12 protein-coding genes are annotated in these 19,125 nt (G+C 51.9%); 7 read left to right on the forward strand and 5 right to left on the reverse strand.

Annotated elements, in window-relative coordinates:
* Positions 1-20 precede the first annotated feature (20 nt).
* From GJJ30_RS30040 to sucD, 3 genes are all read right to left on the reverse strand, one after another.
* Positions 21-803, reverse strand: coding sequence for a uroporphyrinogen-III synthase (locus GJJ30_RS30040; protein ID WP_154178935.1), 783 nt, complete (start codon positions 801-803; stop codon positions 21-23).
* Between the two features lie 39 nt (positions 804-842).
* Positions 843-2,003, reverse strand: coding sequence for a DUF4271 domain-containing protein (locus GJJ30_RS30045; RefSeq protein WP_154178936.1), 1,161 nt, complete (start codon positions 2,001-2,003; stop codon positions 843-845).
* Between the two features lie 87 nt (positions 2,004-2,090).
* Positions 2,091-2,969 (reverse strand): succinate--CoA ligase subunit alpha, encoded by an 879-nt coding sequence (gene sucD / locus GJJ30_RS30050; RefSeq protein WP_154178937.1) that lies wholly within the window; start codon positions 2,967-2,969, stop codon positions 2,091-2,093.
* A gap of 200 nt (positions 2,970-3,169) precedes the next feature.
* On the opposite strand from sucD, the gene GJJ30_RS30055 reads away from it, so the two are divergent.
* Both GJJ30_RS30055 and GJJ30_RS30060 read left to right on the forward strand, forming a co-directional pair.
* Positions 3,170-3,781, forward strand: a complete 612-nt coding sequence (locus tag GJJ30_RS30055; RefSeq protein ID WP_154178938.1) for a DUF6962 family protein — start codon at positions 3,170-3,172, stop codon at positions 3,779-3,781.
* A gap of 60 nt (positions 3,782-3,841) precedes the next feature.
* The gene (locus GJJ30_RS30060; RefSeq protein WP_154178939.1) at positions 3,842-5,683 is read left to right on the forward strand and encodes a DNA polymerase III subunit gamma/tau; all 1,842 of its coding nucleotides are present in this window, start codon (positions 3,842-3,844) and stop codon (positions 5,681-5,683) included.
* A 351-nt stretch (positions 5,684-6,034) separates the two neighbouring features.
* On the opposite strand, the gene GJJ30_RS30065 is transcribed toward GJJ30_RS30060, so the two are convergent.
* Positions 6,035-7,036 (reverse strand): phosphotriesterase family protein, encoded by a 1,002-nt coding sequence (locus GJJ30_RS30065; RefSeq protein ID WP_154178940.1) that lies wholly within the window; start codon positions 7,034-7,036, stop codon positions 6,035-6,037.
* Positions 7,037-7,052: 16 nt separating this feature from the next.
* A complete protein-coding gene (locus GJJ30_RS30070; RefSeq protein ID WP_154178941.1) occupies positions 7,053-8,162 on the reverse strand; it encodes a tetratricopeptide repeat protein in 1,110 nt (369 codons plus the stop codon).
* 113 nt (positions 8,163-8,275) lie between these two features.
* Here GJJ30_RS30070 and GJJ30_RS30075 point away from each other — a divergent pair, with 113 nt between their 5' ends.
* The 5 genes from GJJ30_RS30075 to GJJ30_RS30095 all read left to right on the forward strand — a co-directional run bounded on the left by GJJ30_RS30075 (position 8,276) and on the right by GJJ30_RS30095 (position 19,121).
* Positions 8,276-9,511: a M16 family metallopeptidase gene (locus tag GJJ30_RS30075; RefSeq protein WP_154178942.1), complete on the forward strand. Its 1,236-nt coding sequence runs from the start codon at positions 8,276-8,278 to the stop codon at positions 9,509-9,511.
* A gap of 53 nt (positions 9,512-9,564) precedes the next feature.
* A complete protein-coding gene (ispF, locus tag GJJ30_RS30080; protein WP_154178943.1) occupies positions 9,565-10,041 on the forward strand; it encodes a 2-C-methyl-D-erythritol 2,4-cyclodiphosphate synthase in 477 nt (158 codons plus the stop codon).
* 45 nt (positions 10,042-10,086) lie between these two features.
* The gene (locus GJJ30_RS30085) at positions 10,087-11,229 is read left to right on the forward strand and encodes an amidohydrolase family protein (RefSeq protein WP_154178944.1); all 1,143 of its coding nucleotides are present in this window, start codon (positions 10,087-10,089) and stop codon (positions 11,227-11,229) included.
* Between the two features lie 14 nt (positions 11,230-11,243).
* Positions 11,244-12,341, forward strand: a complete 1,098-nt coding sequence (locus GJJ30_RS30090; RefSeq protein ID WP_154178945.1) for a mandelate racemase/muconate lactonizing enzyme family protein — start codon at positions 11,244-11,246, stop codon at positions 12,339-12,341.
* A gap of 87 nt (positions 12,342-12,428) precedes the next feature.
* Positions 12,429-19,121, forward strand: a complete 6,693-nt coding sequence (locus GJJ30_RS30095) for a polyketide synthase (protein WP_154178946.1) — start codon at positions 12,429-12,431, stop codon at positions 19,119-19,121.
* The last annotated feature ends 4 nt before the right edge of the window (positions 19,122-19,125 follow it).

A 19,125-nucleotide genomic window follows, 5' to 3' on the forward strand; every position in this document is an offset into this window, starting at 1 on the left:
CAATCGGTCGGCAAAAAAGATCAGCTATTTGCCTTTTTTATATAGATTTCCAGCGCACCGGCCATCGACGGTGCGTTGGGCAACGGAGCTTCAATGTCAAGTAGCAATCCGGCTTCCGTAACCGCCCGCGCCGTGGTGGGGCCAAAAGCTGCCATCCGGATTCCGTTCTGCGTAAATTCCGGGAAATTGTGCAGCAGGGAATTCACCCCCGACGGGCTGAAAAAGGCGATGATATCAAACGACTGAACGTCCAGATCCGACAAATTCGACGGAACGGTTTCGTACATTACGGCTTCGGACAGGTGCAAACCGCTGGTATCCATAAAGTCCGGAATGTCGTTTCCCCGGATGTTGGAGCAGGGAAACAGGAATTTCTCACTTTTGTGTTTGCGAATCAGGTCGAAGAGATCGGCAGCGGTTTTGTTACCGGTGAAGATTTTCCGTTTCCGAATGACGATGTACTTCTGCAGGTAATTGGCGGTTTGCTCCGTCACGCAGAAATACTTCATATCGGCCGGCATTTCCATCTTGGCTTCCTGGCAAATCCGAAAGAAGTGATCGACGGCATTACGGCTGGTAAAAATAATTGCCGTATGATCTAAAATGTTTATTTTCTGCTTCCGAAAGTCCTTGTAGGAAACGCCCTGAATCTGAATGAATGGTCGGAAATCGATCTGCAGATTGTATTTACTGGCAATCTGAAAATAGGGTGAATTATTGTCGGCAGGTCGGGCTTGAGTAACTAAGATGCTGCCCACTTTGGTCAGTCGTTCCTGGTCGTACTTAGCAGAAATCTCACTCATCGAATACCTCGCGTTTTGTGTTTAGAGCTTGCCTAATGGTTACAGTGCGAATCGTACCCCAATGGTTAGCGGGATCAATTCAACGATGCAAAGGTACGAAAATAAATAGAGATTTTTGACAATGGCTTTGTTTGCAATGACAACATATAGCAGCGCCAGCCGGATAACGTAGAAGCCCACAAAGGGAACAATCAGCCACATGCTGGGCCAGGTAGTGGTCGTTGGCGTGTTGGCCGCAATGGTGGCAACGCAGATCGCTCCGGCGGTAAAAAAGACCAGCGACGATTGCATTGCCTTGAAGAAGTGCAAATTGACAACCTCTTCCAGCCGGTACAGACCACCAATGGTCACGATAAAAAGATATTTTGCCAACAGTAGAAAAAAGGCCAGAAAGCTCAGTTCGAAGAACGTTAGGGTCAGGTCCAGCAGCCCCTGCCCTCTCAACAATAAGGCCCTCGACAAAAAAAGATCGATGTTTTTACTTTGAATGATCAGATATAAATAGGCCGTTATGAAACTCTGATTCATTAAAAAAAGCAGATTCGTTCGGCTCAGGGGGCGGTTTACCAGAAACAATTCATCGCGGACCGTTACCGACAGCAAGTCGGCCAGATTGAAAAACCGGAGAAAAGCGCGGTGGTGAAAGTTAAATAAATAGGCGTTGATGGCAACGATAAACAGCAGACAGAGCGTGAAAAAATTCGCGTACACCGACAATCGGCGCGGCAGAATGCTCAGACGTGTATCGGCAACAATCACGTTCTTCTGGGTCGTTGATTTCCGGTGGCCGATAAACACCATTTTATCCTCCACGCCGGGGCTCCCGTGCAGCGTCAGGAATAGCTCGGGCTTGCGGTAGACGCGGTATAAACTGTCCAGATTCAGGACCAGCCATTCATTCGCAATAAGTTTGCGTTTGAGGGCGGCATCGATAAAGAGAAAACCGTCCTGCCGGGTTGAAACCAGGAGCGAATACCGGCGGTTGCTTTCAATATCCAGGAAAAAACTAACGGAGGGAACGAGTTCGTGCTGCTCGTCGATAAAAGGCACGTAGGATTTGTAGGCCTGGTCGTAAACCAGCCAATCGTTGCGGAAGTCGTGGACGGGAAAAAACTGCTGATTCGGCCCAACTCCCTGCGCAAAACTCCCGACCGCCCACAGCAACAGCGCGGACATTATCAAACCAACACGCACAAACATGGAATTATGGATTATGAACGATGAACGATGAATGAATTGTGTACCGCAACTAATTCATCGTCCATCATTCATAATTCATCATTCTATTTAGTTTTTCCCCAGCGCTTTCAACATCGTTTCACCAATGAGAGCGGGTGATTCGACGACGTGAATGCCGCATTCGGCCATGATGCGCATTTTGGCGGCTGCGGTATCGTCCGCGCCACCAATGATGGCTCCGGCATGTCCCATCCGGCGACCTTTGGGGGCGGTTTGACCGGCGATGAATCCCACAACCGGTTTTTTATTGCCGTCGGCTTTGATCCAGCGGGCGGCTTCGGCTTCCATCCCACCGCCAATTTCGCCAATCATGACGATACCTTCGGTTTCGGGATCATTCATCAGTAATTCTACGGCTTCCTTGGTCGTTGTGCCGATGATCGGATCCCCGCCAATACCGATGGCCGTGGTCTGGCCAAGTCCTACTTTTGAAAGCTGGTCAACGGCTTCGTAAGTCAGCGTTCCGGATTTGGAAACAATCCCGATGGTGCCTTTCTTGAAAATAAAACCGGGCATAATGCCGACTTTACATTCGTCGGCGGTCATCACACCGGGGCAGTTGGGTCCGATCAGCCGTACGTCCTTTCCGTTCAGGTATTCTTTCGCAACCATCATATCTTTCGTCGGAATGCCTTCCGTGATGCAGATAATTACCTTGATCCCGGCGTCGGCGGCTTCCATGATGGCATCAGCGGCAAAAGCCGGTGGTACAAAGATAATCGAGACATCAGCCCCGCCCTTTTCAACAGCCTCCTTCACGGTATTGAAAACAGGGCGGTCGAGATGGGTTTGTCCGCCCTTGCCCGGCGTTACTCCGCCAACGAGGTTGGTACCATACTCGATCATCTGCTGCGCATGAAATGAACCTTCTGAGCCTGTAAAGCCCTGTACGATTACTTTGGAATTCTTGTTAACTAATACGCTCATGATGAATGAAAAGCTGTGCTATGCGTGTGAAGGTATAAGCCTTTGAACCGGCGCAAAAGTAGATGGAAATGGCTAAAGAAAAAAGTGAAGAGTGAAGAGTTATGAGTTATGAGTTGGCTCACGCGTTTCAACTCCTCACACTTCACTCTTCACTCTTCACTCCTTTTTGTCTTTTTCCCCGAAAAATTGTTATTTCCAGCATGAACCTTTCAAATATGGTGTCCGACGCCGTGCTGTGCTTCACGAGTGTCTGGGTTTTCTGGCGGTTTTTCCAGGAAATGAGCTGGTATAATCGGGTGTTGTGGGGAATCTTTCTGATTACAATTTCAATGACGGCGCTGGTTGGAATTCTACGGTTTGCGGGCTTTCACGGGATCATTCCGTTGCATGAATCGATGGAAACCCTGGCGGCCAGTCTGGGAGTCGTGAGCGTGATTGTCGGGGTGTGGGGACTGATTCAGAAGCAGACCATTTCGAAGACCGGTTTTATCCTCACGGTTTCATTCGGTATTCTTTTATTTCTCCTTCTTTTCCTGATTCCCGCCGTGGGAACCTTCCAGCCGGTCGTGCCGTCGCTGGGCATGGTGATCGTCCTGCTGATCGCTTTTCGGGGAGTTGTTCGCCGGGACCCGCGCGCGTCGTGGATCGTCCTGGCCGTCATGATTATCGCGTTGGCCACCCGCGCGGGCTGGCAGCAAAACATCCCCATTCATCCCATTGATTTTTACCACTATACACTTTCATTATCACTGCTTTGCTTCGGAAAAGCGGTGCAAAACCGCCCGGGAGGAAACCGGCTGGGCGGAAAGTAAATTTGAGTTACGAAGCTCCAACCACTACGCCGGACCGTTTTTTTTGGCTAACTTGCGGACATGGATAACTTCGTTGTCTCGGCCCGGAAATACCGTCCGGCTACCTTCGATACCGTCGTCGGGCAGGCGCATATTACGACTACTCTCAAGAACGCGATTCTCACCAATCACCTGGCCCAGGCATTTCTGTTTTGCGGGCCGCGGGGGGTTGGTAAAACCACCTGTGCCCGGATTCTGGCGAAAACCATCAACTGCCAGAACCTCGGTAAAAGCGATGCCGTCGAACCCTGTGATCACTGCGAATCGTGCGTCAGCTTTAACCAGAATGCGTCGTTCAATATCCATGAGTTAGATGCCGCTTCCAACAACTCGGTCGAAGACATCCGGAATCTGATCGATCAGGTGCGCTATCCGCCCCAGTCGGGTAAGTACAAGATTTACATCATTGACGAGGTTCACATGCTGTCGCAGGCGGCATTCAACGCTTTCCTGAAAACGCTGGAAGAACCGCCCTCCTACGCCATTTTTATTCTGGCGACCACGGAAAAACACAAAATTCTGCCGACGATCCTGTCGCGTTGCCAGTTGTTCGATTTCAACCGGATTCAGCCGCGCGACATCAGCGAACATCTGGCCAGCATTGCCCGAAAAGAAGGGTACGAAACCGAATACGAAGCCCTCGAACTGATTGCCCAGAAAGCCGATGGCGGTTTGCGCGATGCCCTCTCGATGTTCGACCTGAACATTACGTTTTCGGAAGACCGGGTGCTGCGCTACAAGGAAGTGCTGGAGAATCTCCACATTCTCGACTACGATTATTATTTCCGCTTAACGGATCTGCTGCTGGCGGCCAACCTGCCGAAAAGCCTGTTGCTGTTCGACGAGATTCTGCGTAAAGGCTTTGATGGACACCAGTTTATCGTGGGGCTCAGCGAGCATTTCCGGAATCTGCTGGTTTGCAAGGACGCAGCTACCATTCAGTTGTTGCAGGTCACCGAAAGCATTCAGCAAAAGTATCTGCAACAGGCCGCCGAAGCGCCTTTGAGCTTTCTGCTATCGGCCCTGAGTGTCGGTGCGCAGTGCGACCTGAATTACAAAGCGGCTAAAAACCAGCGTTTGCACGTGGAGGTCGGTTTAATGAAACTGGCGAACCTGCCGAACGTACTCGATCTTTCCATCGTAACCGTTTCGCCCGGCGATTCTGGTCACAAAATACCGCACGAAACCGACCGGGCTGAAAAAAAAAAGGACAGCTCAGCCGAGCCTAGCTCACCAGCCGTAATTCAGGAGCTCGCAGCGATTCCGTCGCACACGAGCGAACCTACGAATGGCTATCATCCGCGACCGAATGGGAATGGAAACGGCACTGTAAAACCGCTGCCGGAACGCGGCCCTGCCGTTGTTGAAATTCCCAAACCGGTCAGCAGTAAACTCCGCACAACGGCCAATCTGGTGAGCGTCGAACGACCGGTTCCGGTGATTGCCGAGGTGGCCGAAACCGTGTTGGTGCAGGCTCCCGAGTCGCCCAAAGTAGACAGACCGTTCATTTTTGAGCAACTGAAGGCCGCCTGGCAAACCTTCGCCCGTCTGCGCGATCAGCAGGGCGGTTCGCAAACCGAACAGGTGATTCTCAACCGCGACATCCGGCTGGAGGAAACCACCATCCACATTGCCCTCGACAATTCCCTGCAGGTCGATCTGCTGACCGATCTGCGGCAGGATTTGCTTACCTATCTCCGGCGCGAGCTGCAAAACAGCCAGATTCAATTGGTTGAGAAAATAGAGATGCAGGAAATCCGGAAAATGATTTACACTCCTCAGGACAAATTCAATTACCTGGCCGAAAAAAATCCGGCACTACTTGAATTAAAACGAACGCTGGGGCTTGACGTTGATTATTAACGTACCCACGGACCGCCAGGCGGCCCCGTTTAGGCCGTGAGATCCTATTCCGTGGTCTGTGTCTTCACCTAAAGAATACACACATCTTTTCTGGTCGCATAGTGACCAAATGTTTATAGAAAATAAAACCCGTTTCACTGCCTTTGGTCGCGTAGCGATCGAACGACGCACGTTTTGTCAGATCGCTACGCGACCAAAGAAATGTGCCTAGGAACTATGCTACAAACATTGAGTCGCTACGCGACTGGATATTCCACTTAAAAGATGTGTGTAAAGGTGAAGACACAGACCACGGTTTTGGGAGAGCCTATTATTTGACTATAATTGAGAATAATTGAAGAATCACACGGCCTAAAGTCCGTGGGTACGTAAGGAAAACGCTTCCTTTGGATTTTCAACCAGAATCTGCTTCCAGTCTTTTTTGGTGAATCCTTTCCGGTTGAGTTCGGGCATCAGTTTTCTAAACAAAACCGTGTAATCCCGGCCAATGGAACCGCCGTTGGATTGCGCCGGATCATACCAGCCCGCGTCGTGCGAAAGCAGGGTCCGATGCAAAAACCGGTTTTCTTTCATCAGCAGCAAGTTCTCGACGTACTGATTTACATTCGTAGCATCCAGACCGTCCAGGCTAACCCAGGCTCCGTCGCGGACGGCGCGGGCGTAATGTATCATGTTGTTGCCCTGGGCGTGTACCCACACAAACGCCGACGGATCGACGCCTTCCGATTTCAAAACGTCAATCTGCTCGAACGCCGGAACGTACGGCCCGGTATGTGAGCAAATGGTCAAACCGGTGCGCTTGTGCGTCCGGGCAGCTGCTATAATCAGTTTGCGGTGTAGTTCGGACAACGGGCCGGGATTCACGCCAATTTTCAGGAAAGCCGGTCGGATGCCGGTTCCTTCGATTCCGTTTTCAAATTCAGCCACCCAGCGGTCGGCGAGCTGGTCGGCGGTTTCAGTCAGTGCGTGGGTAGGCAGGAATTTGTCGTTCGACGCCCCGTAATAACCGGTATTGGTCAGAATCCGGACACCGGATTTTTCTGATAACTCTTTCAGTAACAACGGATCGCGGCCCAAGTAAGCGGGTGTGCAATCGATCAGCGTTCGAACGCCCAGTTGGTGCAGCGTTTGCAGATAAGGCAGCATGCGGGCCACTACGTCCGGGCGTTTCCAACGCTCCGGACTGATTTTGTCGGCCCCGATAAAATCGACCAGAATGTGTTCGTGAATCAGCGTCAGACCCAACTCCGACGCCCGAACAGGACCCGTTACGGTATGGATAACCGGTTTTTGGGACAAAACCGGCCAAAGCCCTGCGGCTACTGACGTTCTCAGAAATGCCCGGCGTTTCATTCGGTCTGACGTGTGCTTACGTTTTCAGATAATTCTTCGCTTCCTGAATAGAAGACTTGTATTCGGCCAGGCTCAGGACCTTTTTATACATCGACTTTGCCCGGTTTCGGTCGCCGGTCTGGGCCGCAATTCGCGCCAAACCGCTGTAAGCGTGGGCCGCAAACTCTTTTGTAAACACCTCATCGACGGGCAGTTTGAGCGCAGCCTGGTAATTTTCAGCCGCCAATTTAGCATTGCCGTTCAGTTTTTCCTCGATTATTCCATCCAAAACCTTGATCGGCATAGCCAGAAATTTCTGCGGGAGCGTCCGCAGTCGCTCCAGATACGGCTGGGCCTCGCGATACCGACCCGATTGCACCAGTGCTTCGGCACTCCGCAACGTAAAAATGGGGTTCTGTGGGTATTTATCCGCCAGCGGTTTCAGGCAGGCAGCCGCCCGGGCGGGTTGACTTTCGTGCTGCATGTAAATCTGACCGAGATAAAGCGCGGTTTCAGTCCGGGTAAAAACGCCCCGGCGAATAGCGGTTTCCAGTTGCTTGATACCCAGATTCATATCGCCACTTTGAAAGAAAAGCAGCAGTGGTTTTGAGACCGGATGATCCATCGGATACCGCTCGATGTAGTAGTTGTAAAGGCCGGTTGAAAAATAGAATTCCGGGTTTTTCTCCATTAGTTTAAAACCCTTTTTCAGATAACTATAAGCTTTCTGAGCTTCTCCAACGGCTTTCATCATCTCGTTGTCGTAGTGGTATTTCATGGCCAGATAGCCGTGGGAAGCGAGCGAAAAAAAGGCACCTTCCGGGTCATCTTCATTCCGGTCCAGCATCTTTTTCGCCAGCGCAACGCTCTGATTGAGGTAGTTCGTGTACTGCGCCGTTGCCGATTTGTTGTCTTTGATGGGCAAATATTGCCAGTACATTTCAACGGCTTTCAGCAGCGGAACCACCGGATGCTGCGGATATCTGGCTTTCACCTGCCGGATGTATTCGTCGGCTTCGTCAAATTCGTAATTATAAATTTTATCCGAAGCCTTTAAAAGAAGCTGCTGTACTCCGGCGTCGTCAAGCAACTGACCGACAGCCAAAAACGGCGCAAATAAGAAAATGAGGAAGCAGAATTTTTTCATGAGATGGCGTGTTGGCAAGTTACGGGAATGTTCTTTTTTGAAGAATCCGATTTGACTCTTACTTTTGCTTGTTCTCAAAACGCCTAACGACACCCCCACCGAAAAAGTTTGCCATGATTCGATTCGAGCATTTTGTGTTAGATAACGGCTTGCAGGTCTACGTTCATGAAGATCCAACGAGCCCGATGGCTACGGTTAATATTTTGTACAATGTCGGGTCGCGGGATGAGGACGCGGAGAAAACCGGTTTCGCCCACTTGTTCGAACACCTGATGTTTGGCGGCTCCCGCAACGTGCCGGTTTACGACGAACCCTTGCAAAAAGTCGGGGGCGAAAACAACGCCTTCACCTCGCCCGACATCACGAATTACTACATCACGCTCCCCTCGGCCAACCTGGAAACCGCCTTCTGGCTCGAATCCGACCGCATGCTGGGTCTCTCGTTCGACCCGACGGTTCTGGACGTGCAGCAAAAAGTGGTGATCGAAGAATTCAAGCAGCGGTACCTCAACCAGCCCTACGGGGATGTCTGGCTGAAACTGCGTCCGCTGGCGTACAAGGTGCATCCGTATCAGTGGGCCACGATTGGCAAGGACATCAGCCACATCGAAAACGCCACGCTCGACGACGTTAAACACTTCTTTTATACGCATTATCTTCCCAACAATGCCAATCTGGTGGTGGGCGGAAACGTTACCGTCGAACAGGTCAAGCAGCTGTGTAAGAAGTGGTTTGAGCCGATTCCGGCGGGGAAAGTACCCGTTCGCAATCTGCCGCAGGAACCCGTACAAACCGAAGCCCGGTTTCTGGAAACGACGGCCGAAGTGCCCCTCAATGCGCTTTATAAAGTGTACCACATGCCGGGTCGTTTTTCCGAGGGTTATTTCAGCGCCGATTTGCTGAGCGACGTGTTAGGCCGGGGAAAATCGTCGCGTTTATACCAGAAATTGCTGAAAGAACAGGCTTTGTTTACCGGTATTTCGGCCCACACCAGCGGTTCGCTCGACCCCGGTTTACTCGTCATCAGCGGTTCGCTGAACCAGGGTGTTTCGCTGGAAGAAGCGGATGCGGCAATCGAGTCGGTTCTGAATGAGGTCATTAGTCAGACCATGTCGGAAGACGAACTGGCGAAGGTGAAGAATCAGGCGGAAGCGTCGCTGGTCTTTTCGGAAGTGGAATTACTCAACCGCGCCATGAACCTGGCGTACGCAGCCAATGCCGGTAATGCCGATTGGGTCAATCAGGAAACGGAACGGATTCAGGCCATTACGCCGGATGATATTCAGCGGACGGCCAGCCAGTTACTCCGGAAAGAAAACCGCTCCACCTTGTTTTATCGAGCCGCATAGGTCGGACCGCGTAGGTCAAGCCGCATAAGCTGGACTCTGTAAATTGAAATAATATGAAAATCCGCGTCGGACAAGGGTACGATGTTCATCAATTGACCGAAGGTCGGGCGTTCTGGCTGGGCGGTATTCTGATTCCGCACACGCACGGCGCGCTGGGCCATTCCGACGCCGATGTAGTTTGCCACGTGATCTGTGACGCCTTGCTGGGCGCGGCCAATCTGCGGAACATCGGCTATCATTTTTCGGACAAGGATCCGCGCTGGAAAGGCGTCGACAGCAAGTTATTGCTGGCCGAAGTGCTGAAAATGATTCGAGAAAAAGGCTATGAAGTTTCGAATGTCGACGTAACCGTTGTGTTGCAGGAACCGAAACTGAATCCGCATATTCCGGCGATGAAAACCTGTCTGTCGGGGGTCATGCAAATCCCGGAAGACGATATTTCGATTAAAGCCACAACCTCCGAACACCTGGGCTTCGTAGGCCGTAAAGAAGGCATTGCGGCTTTTTGCGTTGCGTTGATTTATGCCTGAGTCTGTTGACAACCTGTTCTATTCCACTGCTTTACCTGATAAAATATGACGCTATCTCTGCGCTTTTTCTCCGCTCTTTCAGCGCTGTCGCTTCTGCTCGTCACGGCTTACGCGCAACCCAAAGTTTCGACGCCCAACGGGCCGATCGATTTTGAGGAGTACGAACCGGTTTCGACGCTCAAGACGCCGGAACATAAACTGACTCGGGCCAAATACCCTTTTATCGACGTTCACAACCACCAGTATGAGATGGACCGGGCCGATTTGCGGAAGCTGGTCACTCAGATGGATAGCCTGAATATGGGTATCATGGTCAACCTGAGCGGGCGCGGTTTTACGTCGAACACGGCCGAAAGTACCACGTTTCTGGAGAATGCCCTGGCGAATGTGCAGAAAAGCTACCCGAAACGGCTGGCGGTTTTTACCAACATCAACTTTGTCAACGTGGGCGAACCGGGCTGGACGGAGAAAGCCGTCAAGCAGTTGGAAGACGACGTCAAAAAAGGAGCGAAAGGGCTGAAAATCTACAAAAATCTGGGTTTCAACGTCAAAGACGTTGCTGGCAAACGGGTTCAGGTAGACGATCCGCGCCTGGATCCGATCTGGGCCAAATGCGGTCAGTTAGGTGTACCGGTTTTGATTCACACCGCCGATCCCAAACCGTTCTGGGACCCGATGGACCGGTTCAACGAACGCTGGCTCGAATTGAAGCTGAATCCGGGCCGGAAACGCTCGGCCGACAATCCGGTACCCTGGCAGCAACTCATCGCCGAACAGCACAACGTGTTCCGGAAACACCCGAAAACCACCTTCATCAACGCCCACATGGGCTGGTATCCGAACGATCTGGTCAAACTGGACAGCCTGATGAAGGTATTCCCGAACATGCTCGTCGAAATCGGGGCGGTGATCGCCGAACTTGGCCGACAACCCCGGGCCTCCCGCAAGTTCTTTGAAAAATACCAGGACCGGATTTTGTTCGGCAAAGACAGTTGGGTTCCGTCGGAATACGCGACCTATTTCCGCGTGCTGGAAACCGATGACGAATATTTTCCGTACCACAAAAAATACCACGCGTTCTGGCGGATGTACGGCATGGCGTTACCGGATGAGGTGCTGAAAAAAGTGTATTACAAAAATGCCCTGCGGATCATTCCGGGTCTGGACAAATCCCAGTTTCCGAACTAACGTACCCACGAAGGATGAAAATCAGCCACATCGACGTTTTCAAGTTCAATATCCCGCTCAAGGCGCCGATTTCCATATCGCTGGGAACCATTGAAAGTGCGCGAAATCTGCTGGTCCGGATTCACGCCGACGGCTTGATCGGCTGGGGCGAAGGGTCGCCGTTCTGGATGATTGTGGGCGAAACTCAGGAAACCGGGTATGCCGCTGCGCGGGATTTTGCCAAACTGCTGATCGGCCAGAATGCGCTGGATATTGAAGGAAATCTGAACCGGCTGGACGCTTACCTTCCGAATAATCCGACCACTAAAAGCGCCTTCGACATGGCGCTGTACGACCTGGCGGCCCAGGCCGCCGGAATGCCGCTCTACGCTTTTCTGGGCGGTTCCAAACGGACGCTGGTAACCGACGAAACGATTTACCTCAATTCGCCGGAGCGCATGGCCGACGATGCGGTTCGAATTAAGGAAAAAGGTGGCGTGGCCATCAAAGTCAAGCTCGGCACCAACCAGCGCGACGACATCCGGCGCGTGGAAGTGATTCGGGAAACCGTCGGCGACGGGATTCCGATCCGGACGGACGCCAATCAGGGCTGGGATTACGTGACGGCGTTGAATGTGCTGACAACCATTCAGAACTGGAATATTGAGTACTGCGAGCAACCGGTCAAGGCCTGGAACATCGCCGATCTGAAGCGGCTACGCCGGAACACTTCCGTGCCCATCATGGCCGACGAATCGCTTTTTAACCACCGCGATGCGCTGCGTCTGATCCAGGAGGATGCCGTCGATTATTTCAACATCAAACTGTCGAAAAGCGGAGGAATTTTCAACGCCCAGAAAATCAATGCCCTTGCCGAAGCCGCCGGTATTCCGTGTATGATCGGCTGCATGTCCGAATCCCGGCTGGCAATCACAGCCAAGGCCCATTTTGCTTCTTCCCGCCGGAATGTTACGTTTTTTGACCTGGATGCACCTTTCGAACACGCCGAAGATCCGGTGGCTGGCGGTGCGGTTTATGAAGGGTACGTCGTTGAGTTATCGGACAATCCGGGTATCGGAGCCAAAATCGATCCCCAATTCCTGGAATCATTGGAAAATTACACGGTTCGGTAGCCTATTCCGGTTTTAATCGAACGTACTTTCTCGAACGTTGGTATAGAATTTGTACATTTTATTGTTTTCTCGCTAAACAATAAAATAATGCACTCAACGGATGATTTCGAAGCTCTTCAGGAAAAAAACGCGGCTTTGTTACTTCATCAGTTGGTTGCGCAACAGGCTACAAAAACACCGGAAGCCATTGCGGTTCTGGACGCTACCCAGGCGGTTTCGTTTGCCGAATTAAATCGCCGATCTTCCCAATTAGCCCAGTTTCTTCTGATAAAAGGCGTAGAAAAAGAACAATTCATCGGTGTTTGCCTGGACCGTTCCGTTGAGATGGTTATGGCGGTTCTGGCTGTTTTAAAAGCGGGCTGTGCGTTCGTTCCAATTGATCCTAATTATCCCGCCGAACGACTTAATTATATCGTCACCGATACGGCAATGCCACTGATTTTATGTAGCCGGAAAACCCGTTCAAAATTAGCCAATTCGCTATTGAGTAACTCCACTACGGAGCTTCAGGAAATTGATTATTCGAACGATACTTGTTATATAAATTCTGGTAATACCACCCCGGTTCTAGTATCGCCCTCGGATTTAGCCTACGTCATTTATACATCGGGTTCGACCGGTAAACCCAAGGGGGTTTTGATCGAGCATCGGTCTTTATCCAATTACATTCAAAGCAGTATTCAGCATTATTCGGCCACGAATAGCCAACATTCCGGCAGTTATTTTCACCTTCCGCTGACGTTCGACGCTTCACTAACGGCGCTGTTCGTCCCTTTGTTAACGGGGAAAACCATCGTCATCAGTCCGGCGGCACCACTGGACGTTTTCAATGACAGTTTATTCATTCAGCAGGCTCCGTTTGATTTCCTGAAATTAACACCGGCCCAGTTTCTTTTGCTGGAAAGTTCAATAAACGATCAGGCCAAATGGAGCACCAGAACCTACGTGGTTGGCGGTGAAGCCTTACACCAGCGCCATTTCCAGTTCCTGATCGATCACCGCGTCGACGCCGAAATCATCAACGAATATGGCCCAACGGAAGCCACAGTGGGCTGTATTTCGTACCGGTTTCATGTGCAGGACCCGGTTCCGGTTTTTCAGAATGGGCTGCTGATCGGCAAGCCGATGCCGAACGTGTCCATTTATTTGCTGAACGAATCGCTTCAACCCGTTCCGGTTGGTTCGGAAGGTGAAATTTACATCGGCGGTGTGCAGGTGGCCCGCGGTTATCTGAACAATGAACCGTTGACCAACCAGAAGTTTCTGGCGGACCCGTTCGCCAATGAACCCGGTGCGCGGATGTACAAATCGGGAGATTTAGGACGCTGGCATCCGGATGGAAATATCGAATACCTGGGCCGAATTGACGAACAGGTTAAAATTCAGGGATTTCGAATCGAACTCGGTGAAATTGAAAATGCATTGATTCAATACCCCGGAATTATTCAGTGTGTCGCGCACGCTGTTGAAGGCAGTTTCTCCGAAAAAAGGTTGGTTGTTTATTACCTTAGCGACGATGATACGCTCGATAAAAATGCGGTTTTTGCCTTTTTAAAAAACCGCCTACCGGACTTTATGATCCCATCTTTATTGGTAAAAATCGACACGATACCGCTTTCAGCCAATGGCAAAGTTGATCGGAAATTATTACCAAAACCTGAGACAAAACGCTCCGAATTAAACGATTTATATATCGCACCCATTACGCCAACTGAAAAGAAAATTGCCTTGCTTTGGGCCTCACTTCTTCAGTTGGATAAAGTAGGACTGGAAGACAATTTCTTTGAGCTGGGGGGAACTTCGATCCTGAGTATTAAATGCATTAGCCTTCTAAAACAGCAATTCCAGCGTGATATATCGGTTACCAAAATTTACCAACACCCAACGGTAAAGACTTTTAGCCTTTTTATCGATGACGGGCTATCGAATGGGCCTAAAACGATAAATTCAAGGGTTGTTACCAGACAGCATTCCGAAGATGTTGCCGTAATTGGCATGGCGGGCCGTTTTCCGGGAGCCAATACCATTCCGGAACTTTGGGAACTGCTGAAACAAGGCAGAGAAACCACCCGGTTTTTCACCGAAGCCGAGTTGGATGCCTCCATTCCGGACGCCATCAAAAACGCCCCCAACTACGTCAAAGCCCGGGGAGTCCTCTCGGATGCCGATCAATTTGATGCTGCTTTTTTTGGATTGAGCCCCCGACTGGCCGAAGTGATGGACCCGCAGCAGCGCATTTTCCTGGAAATTGCCTGGGAAGTTCTCGAACAAACCGGCTATCTCCTCCCCACGTTTGCGGATTCAATTGGCGTTTTTGCCGGTTGCGGCAACAATACCTATTACCTGAACAATGTGCACGGCAACCAGCAGGTGATGAGCCAAATTGGTGGTTTTCAGGCCATGACGGTCAATGAAAAGGATTACATCGCTTCCCGAACGGCCTACCAGCTCAATCTGAAAGGGCCCGCCGTCAGTGTGTATTCGGCCTGTTCCACCTCTCTGTTGGCCATTACGCTGGCTGTGGAAAGCATCCGAAACGGTCAATGCGAACTGGCGCTGGCCGGAGGTTCCAGTATTACCGCCCCGATCAACAGCGGTCATTTATACGAAGAGGGGACGATGCTGAGTAGGGACGGCCACTGCCGGTCGTTCGATGCCGACGCGAGTGGCACGGTTTTCAGCGATGGCGCGGGCGTTGTTCTCCTCAAAAATCTGGAAGCTGCCCGGCAGGATGGCGATATGATTTACGCCGTTATCAAAGGGGTGGGCGTCAACAACGACGGGGCCGGAAAGGGAAGTTTTACCGCCCCCAATACCGAAGGACAGGCCGGTGCCATTGCTGCGGCCATTGCCGATGCCCGCATCGATCCGGCAACGATTCAGTACGTCGAAGCCCACGGAACCGCTACGCCACTTGGTGATCCGATTGAAATTGAGGGCCTTAAAATGGCATTCGGGCCGTCGGTTCCTCACCAGTACTGCGCCATTGGATCTATCAAAAGCAACATGGGGCACTTGACGGCGGCCGCCGGAGTAGCCGGTTTTATCAAAACCGCCCTTGCGCTCCATCATCGCCTGATCCCGCCATCCCTCGGTTTTTCGAAGCCGAATCCGCACATTGATTTTGCCACGAGCCCGTTTTACGTCAACACGGCACTTACCGAATGGAAGTCTGATCAACCGCGTCGGGCGGGCGTCAGTTCGTTTGGCGTCGGTGGCACCAATGTGCACGTTGTACTGGAAGAATCTGATTATGAATCACCTACATCGTCACCGGGCCGTGATTTTCAATTACTAACCTGGTCGGCAAAAACCGCAGCGAGTCGCGAAGCCTACGCGTTTCGGCTAGCTAATTACCTTAAGAAAAACCGCGATACCCAGCTGGTCGATCTGGCTTTTACCCTGCAAACGACCCGCCCCGATTTCAACCACCGGCGGTTTCTGGTTTTGCCGAAAGACACTGCCATTGCCGAAAACCGGTTGTTGACCGACCCGGATTCGTCGCAGCAAAAAACCGTGACGGAAAAACCGGGGGAAGTAGTTTTCCTATTTCCGGGGCAGGGCGCGCAGTACCTCAACATGGGTCGTCAGTTGTACGAAACCGAAGCCGTATTTCGGCAAGCCGTCGATGCCTGCGCAAATCTGCTGGAACCATACCTGCCCATCGACATTCGCGACATTATTTACGCCCAAACTACTGATTCCGAAGCCGATGAGCAGTTACGAAACACCCGCTTTACCCAGCCTGCGCTTTTTGTTACCGAATACGCACTCGCTCAATTGTGGATAAGTTGGGGAATTGAACCCGGGATTTTCTGTGGCCACAGCATCGGCGAATTTGTGGGTGCTCACTTGGCCGGTATTTTTTCGCTGGCCGACGCCCTGAAACTCATCGCCATTCGCGGACAGCTCGTGAGCGAATTGCCAACCGGCGACATGCTTTCCGTCCGACTCGAAGCCGAAACATTGCAGAAAATCTTACCGGAAACGCTATCCATTGCCGCCATCAATAGCCCGAAGCTTTGCGTCGTAGCGGGTCCGCCAACGGCAATCGCCAGCTTTTCAGAGCTGTTGAACCAGAAAGAAATCCCAAACCGGCTGCTGTTGACGAGTCACGCGTTTCACTCCGCCATGATGGACCCGATCGTCGAGACGTTCCGGGAAGTGGTGGCTTCGGTTCCGCACAATCGCCCCCGAAAACCGATCATTTCGACCGTGAGCGGCACCTGGTTAACCGATGCCCAGGGCACCGATCCGACCTATTGGGCCAATCATTTGAGGCAAACTGTCCGCTTCGCCGATGCCATGCAGGTGGTTTCGGAACTGGACAATCCGCTTTGTCTGGAAGTAGGACCGGGCAATGTTACCTCAACGCTGGCGCGGCAACATCCGGTGGTCGGCAAACATCCGGTAGTGGCAAGTCTGGGAAACAGCAAAGGGGTAGAAACCGAAGTCCAAGCCATCCTTCATTCATTGGGGCAACTCTGGATCAGCGGTTTACAACCGGACTGGAACGCCTTTTATGCCCGGCAAAACCGGGTCAGACTGAGTTTGCCGACCTACGCTTTCGACCGAAAACGCTGCTGGCTTGATCCGCCCAAACCGGCAACGGCAACTTTACCAAGTCCGAATCCGACGGAATCCGTCACCGATTTATCAGTTCCCCCCGTACAAAATTCTGGAATGAGAAAGACAATTTTGGTTGAAAAGGTAAAAGAACTGCTGGAAGAAGCGTCCGGAATCGAAATGGAGGGCGCAGCAATTGACCGGAGTTTTCTGGAAATGGGCCTCGATTCCCTCCTGCTGACGCAGGTTGCGATCATCCTAAAAAAAGAATTCGGGCTGCCCATCACGTTCCGGCAACTGAACGATGAATTTACGACGCTCGACCAGTTGGCGACGTATCTGGATCAGCAATTGCCCGCCAGCGCGTACCAGCCAGCGCCGGTTACAGCAACGCCCGCATCGACACCGTCCGTTCATTCTCTTCCGAACACGCCTACTCCGAACGGACCTTCTGCGGTTTCGGCCGGAAACGATTCGGCCATTGGTCTGATTGCCCAGCAGTTACAAATCCTGGCGAAACAGGTTGCGTTGCTTGAAGGTGGAAACCATTCGCCCCTGCAGACGCTCCCGCCCGCGCCCCCGGTTCAGGTTTCTTCCAACGGAAAACATACTCCCCCCAAACTGGCCGACCTCACGCCCGAAGAAGCGATCGAGATCAAAAAACCGTTCGGTGCGACGGCCCGCATCGACCGTCAGGTGACCGAACTGACTCCGCGCCAACAGCGGTTTTTACAGGATTTGACGGCGCGTTACAACCTGAAAACCGGTGGCAGCAAGGCCTATTCGCAGAAACACCGGGCCGCCATGGCTGACCCTCGGGTGGTTTCGGGATTTAAGCCACTGACCAAAGAAATCGTTTATCCGCTGGTGGTCAACAAGTCGAAAGGCAGTCGGTTATGGGACATCGACGGCAACGAATACATCGATGCGCTGAACGGTTTTGGTTCCAATCTCTTTGGTTATCAACCCAATGCAATCAAAGAAACGCTCCACGAACAGATTGAACTCGGCTTCGAAATCGGCCCGCAACACGAACTGGCCGGTGAGGTCTGCGATCTGATCTGTGAGTTTACGGGTATGGATCGGTCCGCCCTGTGCAGCACCGGTTCCGAAGCGGTTTTGGGAACGATGCGCATTGCCCGAACGGTAACGGGCCGCTCACTGATCGTGGCCTTTACGGGTTCCTACCACGGCATTGTGGACGAAGTGATCGTGCGCGGAACGCGAAAACTGAAGTCGTTTCCGGCGGCTTCGGGAATCATGCCGGAAGCGGTACAGAACATGCTGATTCTGGATTACGGCACGGAGGAATCCCTGCAAATCATTCGGGAACGCGCGCACGAACTGGCGGCCGTGCTGGTCGAGCCGGTGCAAAGCCGTCGGCCTGAATTTCAGCCGGTTGCGTTTCTAAAAGAAGTGCGAGCCATCACGGCTGCGTCGGGAACGGCGCTGATTTTTGACGAAGTGATCAGCGGTTTTCGGATGCATCCGGGTGGTGCGCAGGCTCTGTTTGGCATCAAAGCCGACCTGGCTTCCTACGGAAAAGTGGTGGGCGGTGGACTGCCCATCGGGGTGATTGCCGGAAAAAAAGAGTTTATGGACGCGCTTGACGGCGGTTTCTGGCAGTACGGCGACGCGTCGTTCCCGGAAATTGGTGTTACCTATTTTGCAGGGACGTTCGTCCGGCACCCGCTGGCGCTGGCGGCCGCCAAAGCGTCGCTCAATCGCATGAAAGAATTGGGGCCGGAGTTGCAAAAAGGGCTGACCCGCAAAGCCGTGCGGATTGCCGAAACGCTGAATGCCGAATTCCGGCGGCAGCAACTGCCTTTTTTCGTGGCGCAATTTGGCTCACTCTGGAAGCTGAAATTCAACGAGGAAATCCCGTACAGTGAGCTGCTCTTTACGCTGATGCGCGAAAAAGGCATTCATATCTGGGACGGTTTTCCGTGTTTCATAACCGCGGCACATTCTGATAAAGAAATCGATCAGATTATCGTTGCTTGCCTCGAAAGCGTCAACGAATTGACTGAAGCCGGTTTTTTCGTAAAAAAATCGTCAACAATTGAAGCCAGCGAGGATATTCCCGCTTACTTTGCGTCTGATATTTCTCCGGTTCCGGGTGCAAAATTAGGAAGAGATCGGAATGGCAATCCCGGCTGGTTTATCGAAAATCCTGACCAACCAGGTAAATACATGAGCGTTGAGTTAAAATGATTTT

It is taken from the genome of Larkinella terrae (assembly GCF_009668025.1).
Classification (GTDB): domain Bacteria; phylum Bacteroidota; class Bacteroidia; order Cytophagales; family Spirosomataceae; genus Larkinella; species Larkinella terrae.

Coding starts and splice junctions, on each gene's coding strand:
- GJJ30_RS30040 (WP_154178935.1), bottom strand. CDS start 803: ATGAGTGAGATTTCTGCTAAGTACGACCAGGAACGACTGACCAAAGTG.
- GJJ30_RS30055 (WP_154178938.1), top strand. CDS start 3,170: ATGAACCTTTCAAATATGGTGTCCGACGCCGTGCTGTGCTTCACGAGT.
- GJJ30_RS30070 (WP_154178941.1), bottom strand. CDS start 8,162: ATGAAAAAATTCTGCTTCCTCATTTTCTTATTTGCGCCGTTTTTGGCT.
- GJJ30_RS30065 (WP_154178940.1), bottom strand. CDS start 7,036: ATGAAACGCCGGGCATTTCTGAGAACGTCAGTAGCCGCAGGGCTTTGG.
- GJJ30_RS30085 (WP_154178944.1), top strand. CDS start 10,087: ATGACGCTATCTCTGCGCTTTTTCTCCGCTCTTTCAGCGCTGTCGCTT.
- GJJ30_RS30060 (WP_154178939.1), top strand. CDS start 3,842: ATGGATAACTTCGTTGTCTCGGCCCGGAAATACCGTCCGGCTACCTTC.
- sucD (WP_154178937.1), bottom strand. CDS start 2,969: ATGAGCGTATTAGTTAACAAGAATTCCAAAGTAATCGTACAGGGCTTT.
- GJJ30_RS30045 (WP_154178936.1), bottom strand. CDS start 2,003: ATGTTTGTGCGTGTTGGTTTGATAATGTCCGCGCTGTTGCTGTGGGCG.
- GJJ30_RS30075 (WP_154178942.1), top strand. CDS start 8,276: ATGATTCGATTCGAGCATTTTGTGTTAGATAACGGCTTGCAGGTCTAC.
- GJJ30_RS30090 (WP_154178945.1), top strand. CDS start 11,244: ATGAAAATCAGCCACATCGACGTTTTCAAGTTCAATATCCCGCTCAAG.
- ispF (WP_154178943.1), top strand. CDS start 9,565: ATGAAAATCCGCGTCGGACAAGGGTACGATGTTCATCAATTGACCGAA.
- GJJ30_RS30095 (WP_154178946.1), top strand. CDS start 12,429: ATGCACTCAACGGATGATTTCGAAGCTCTTCAGGAAAAAAACGCGGCT.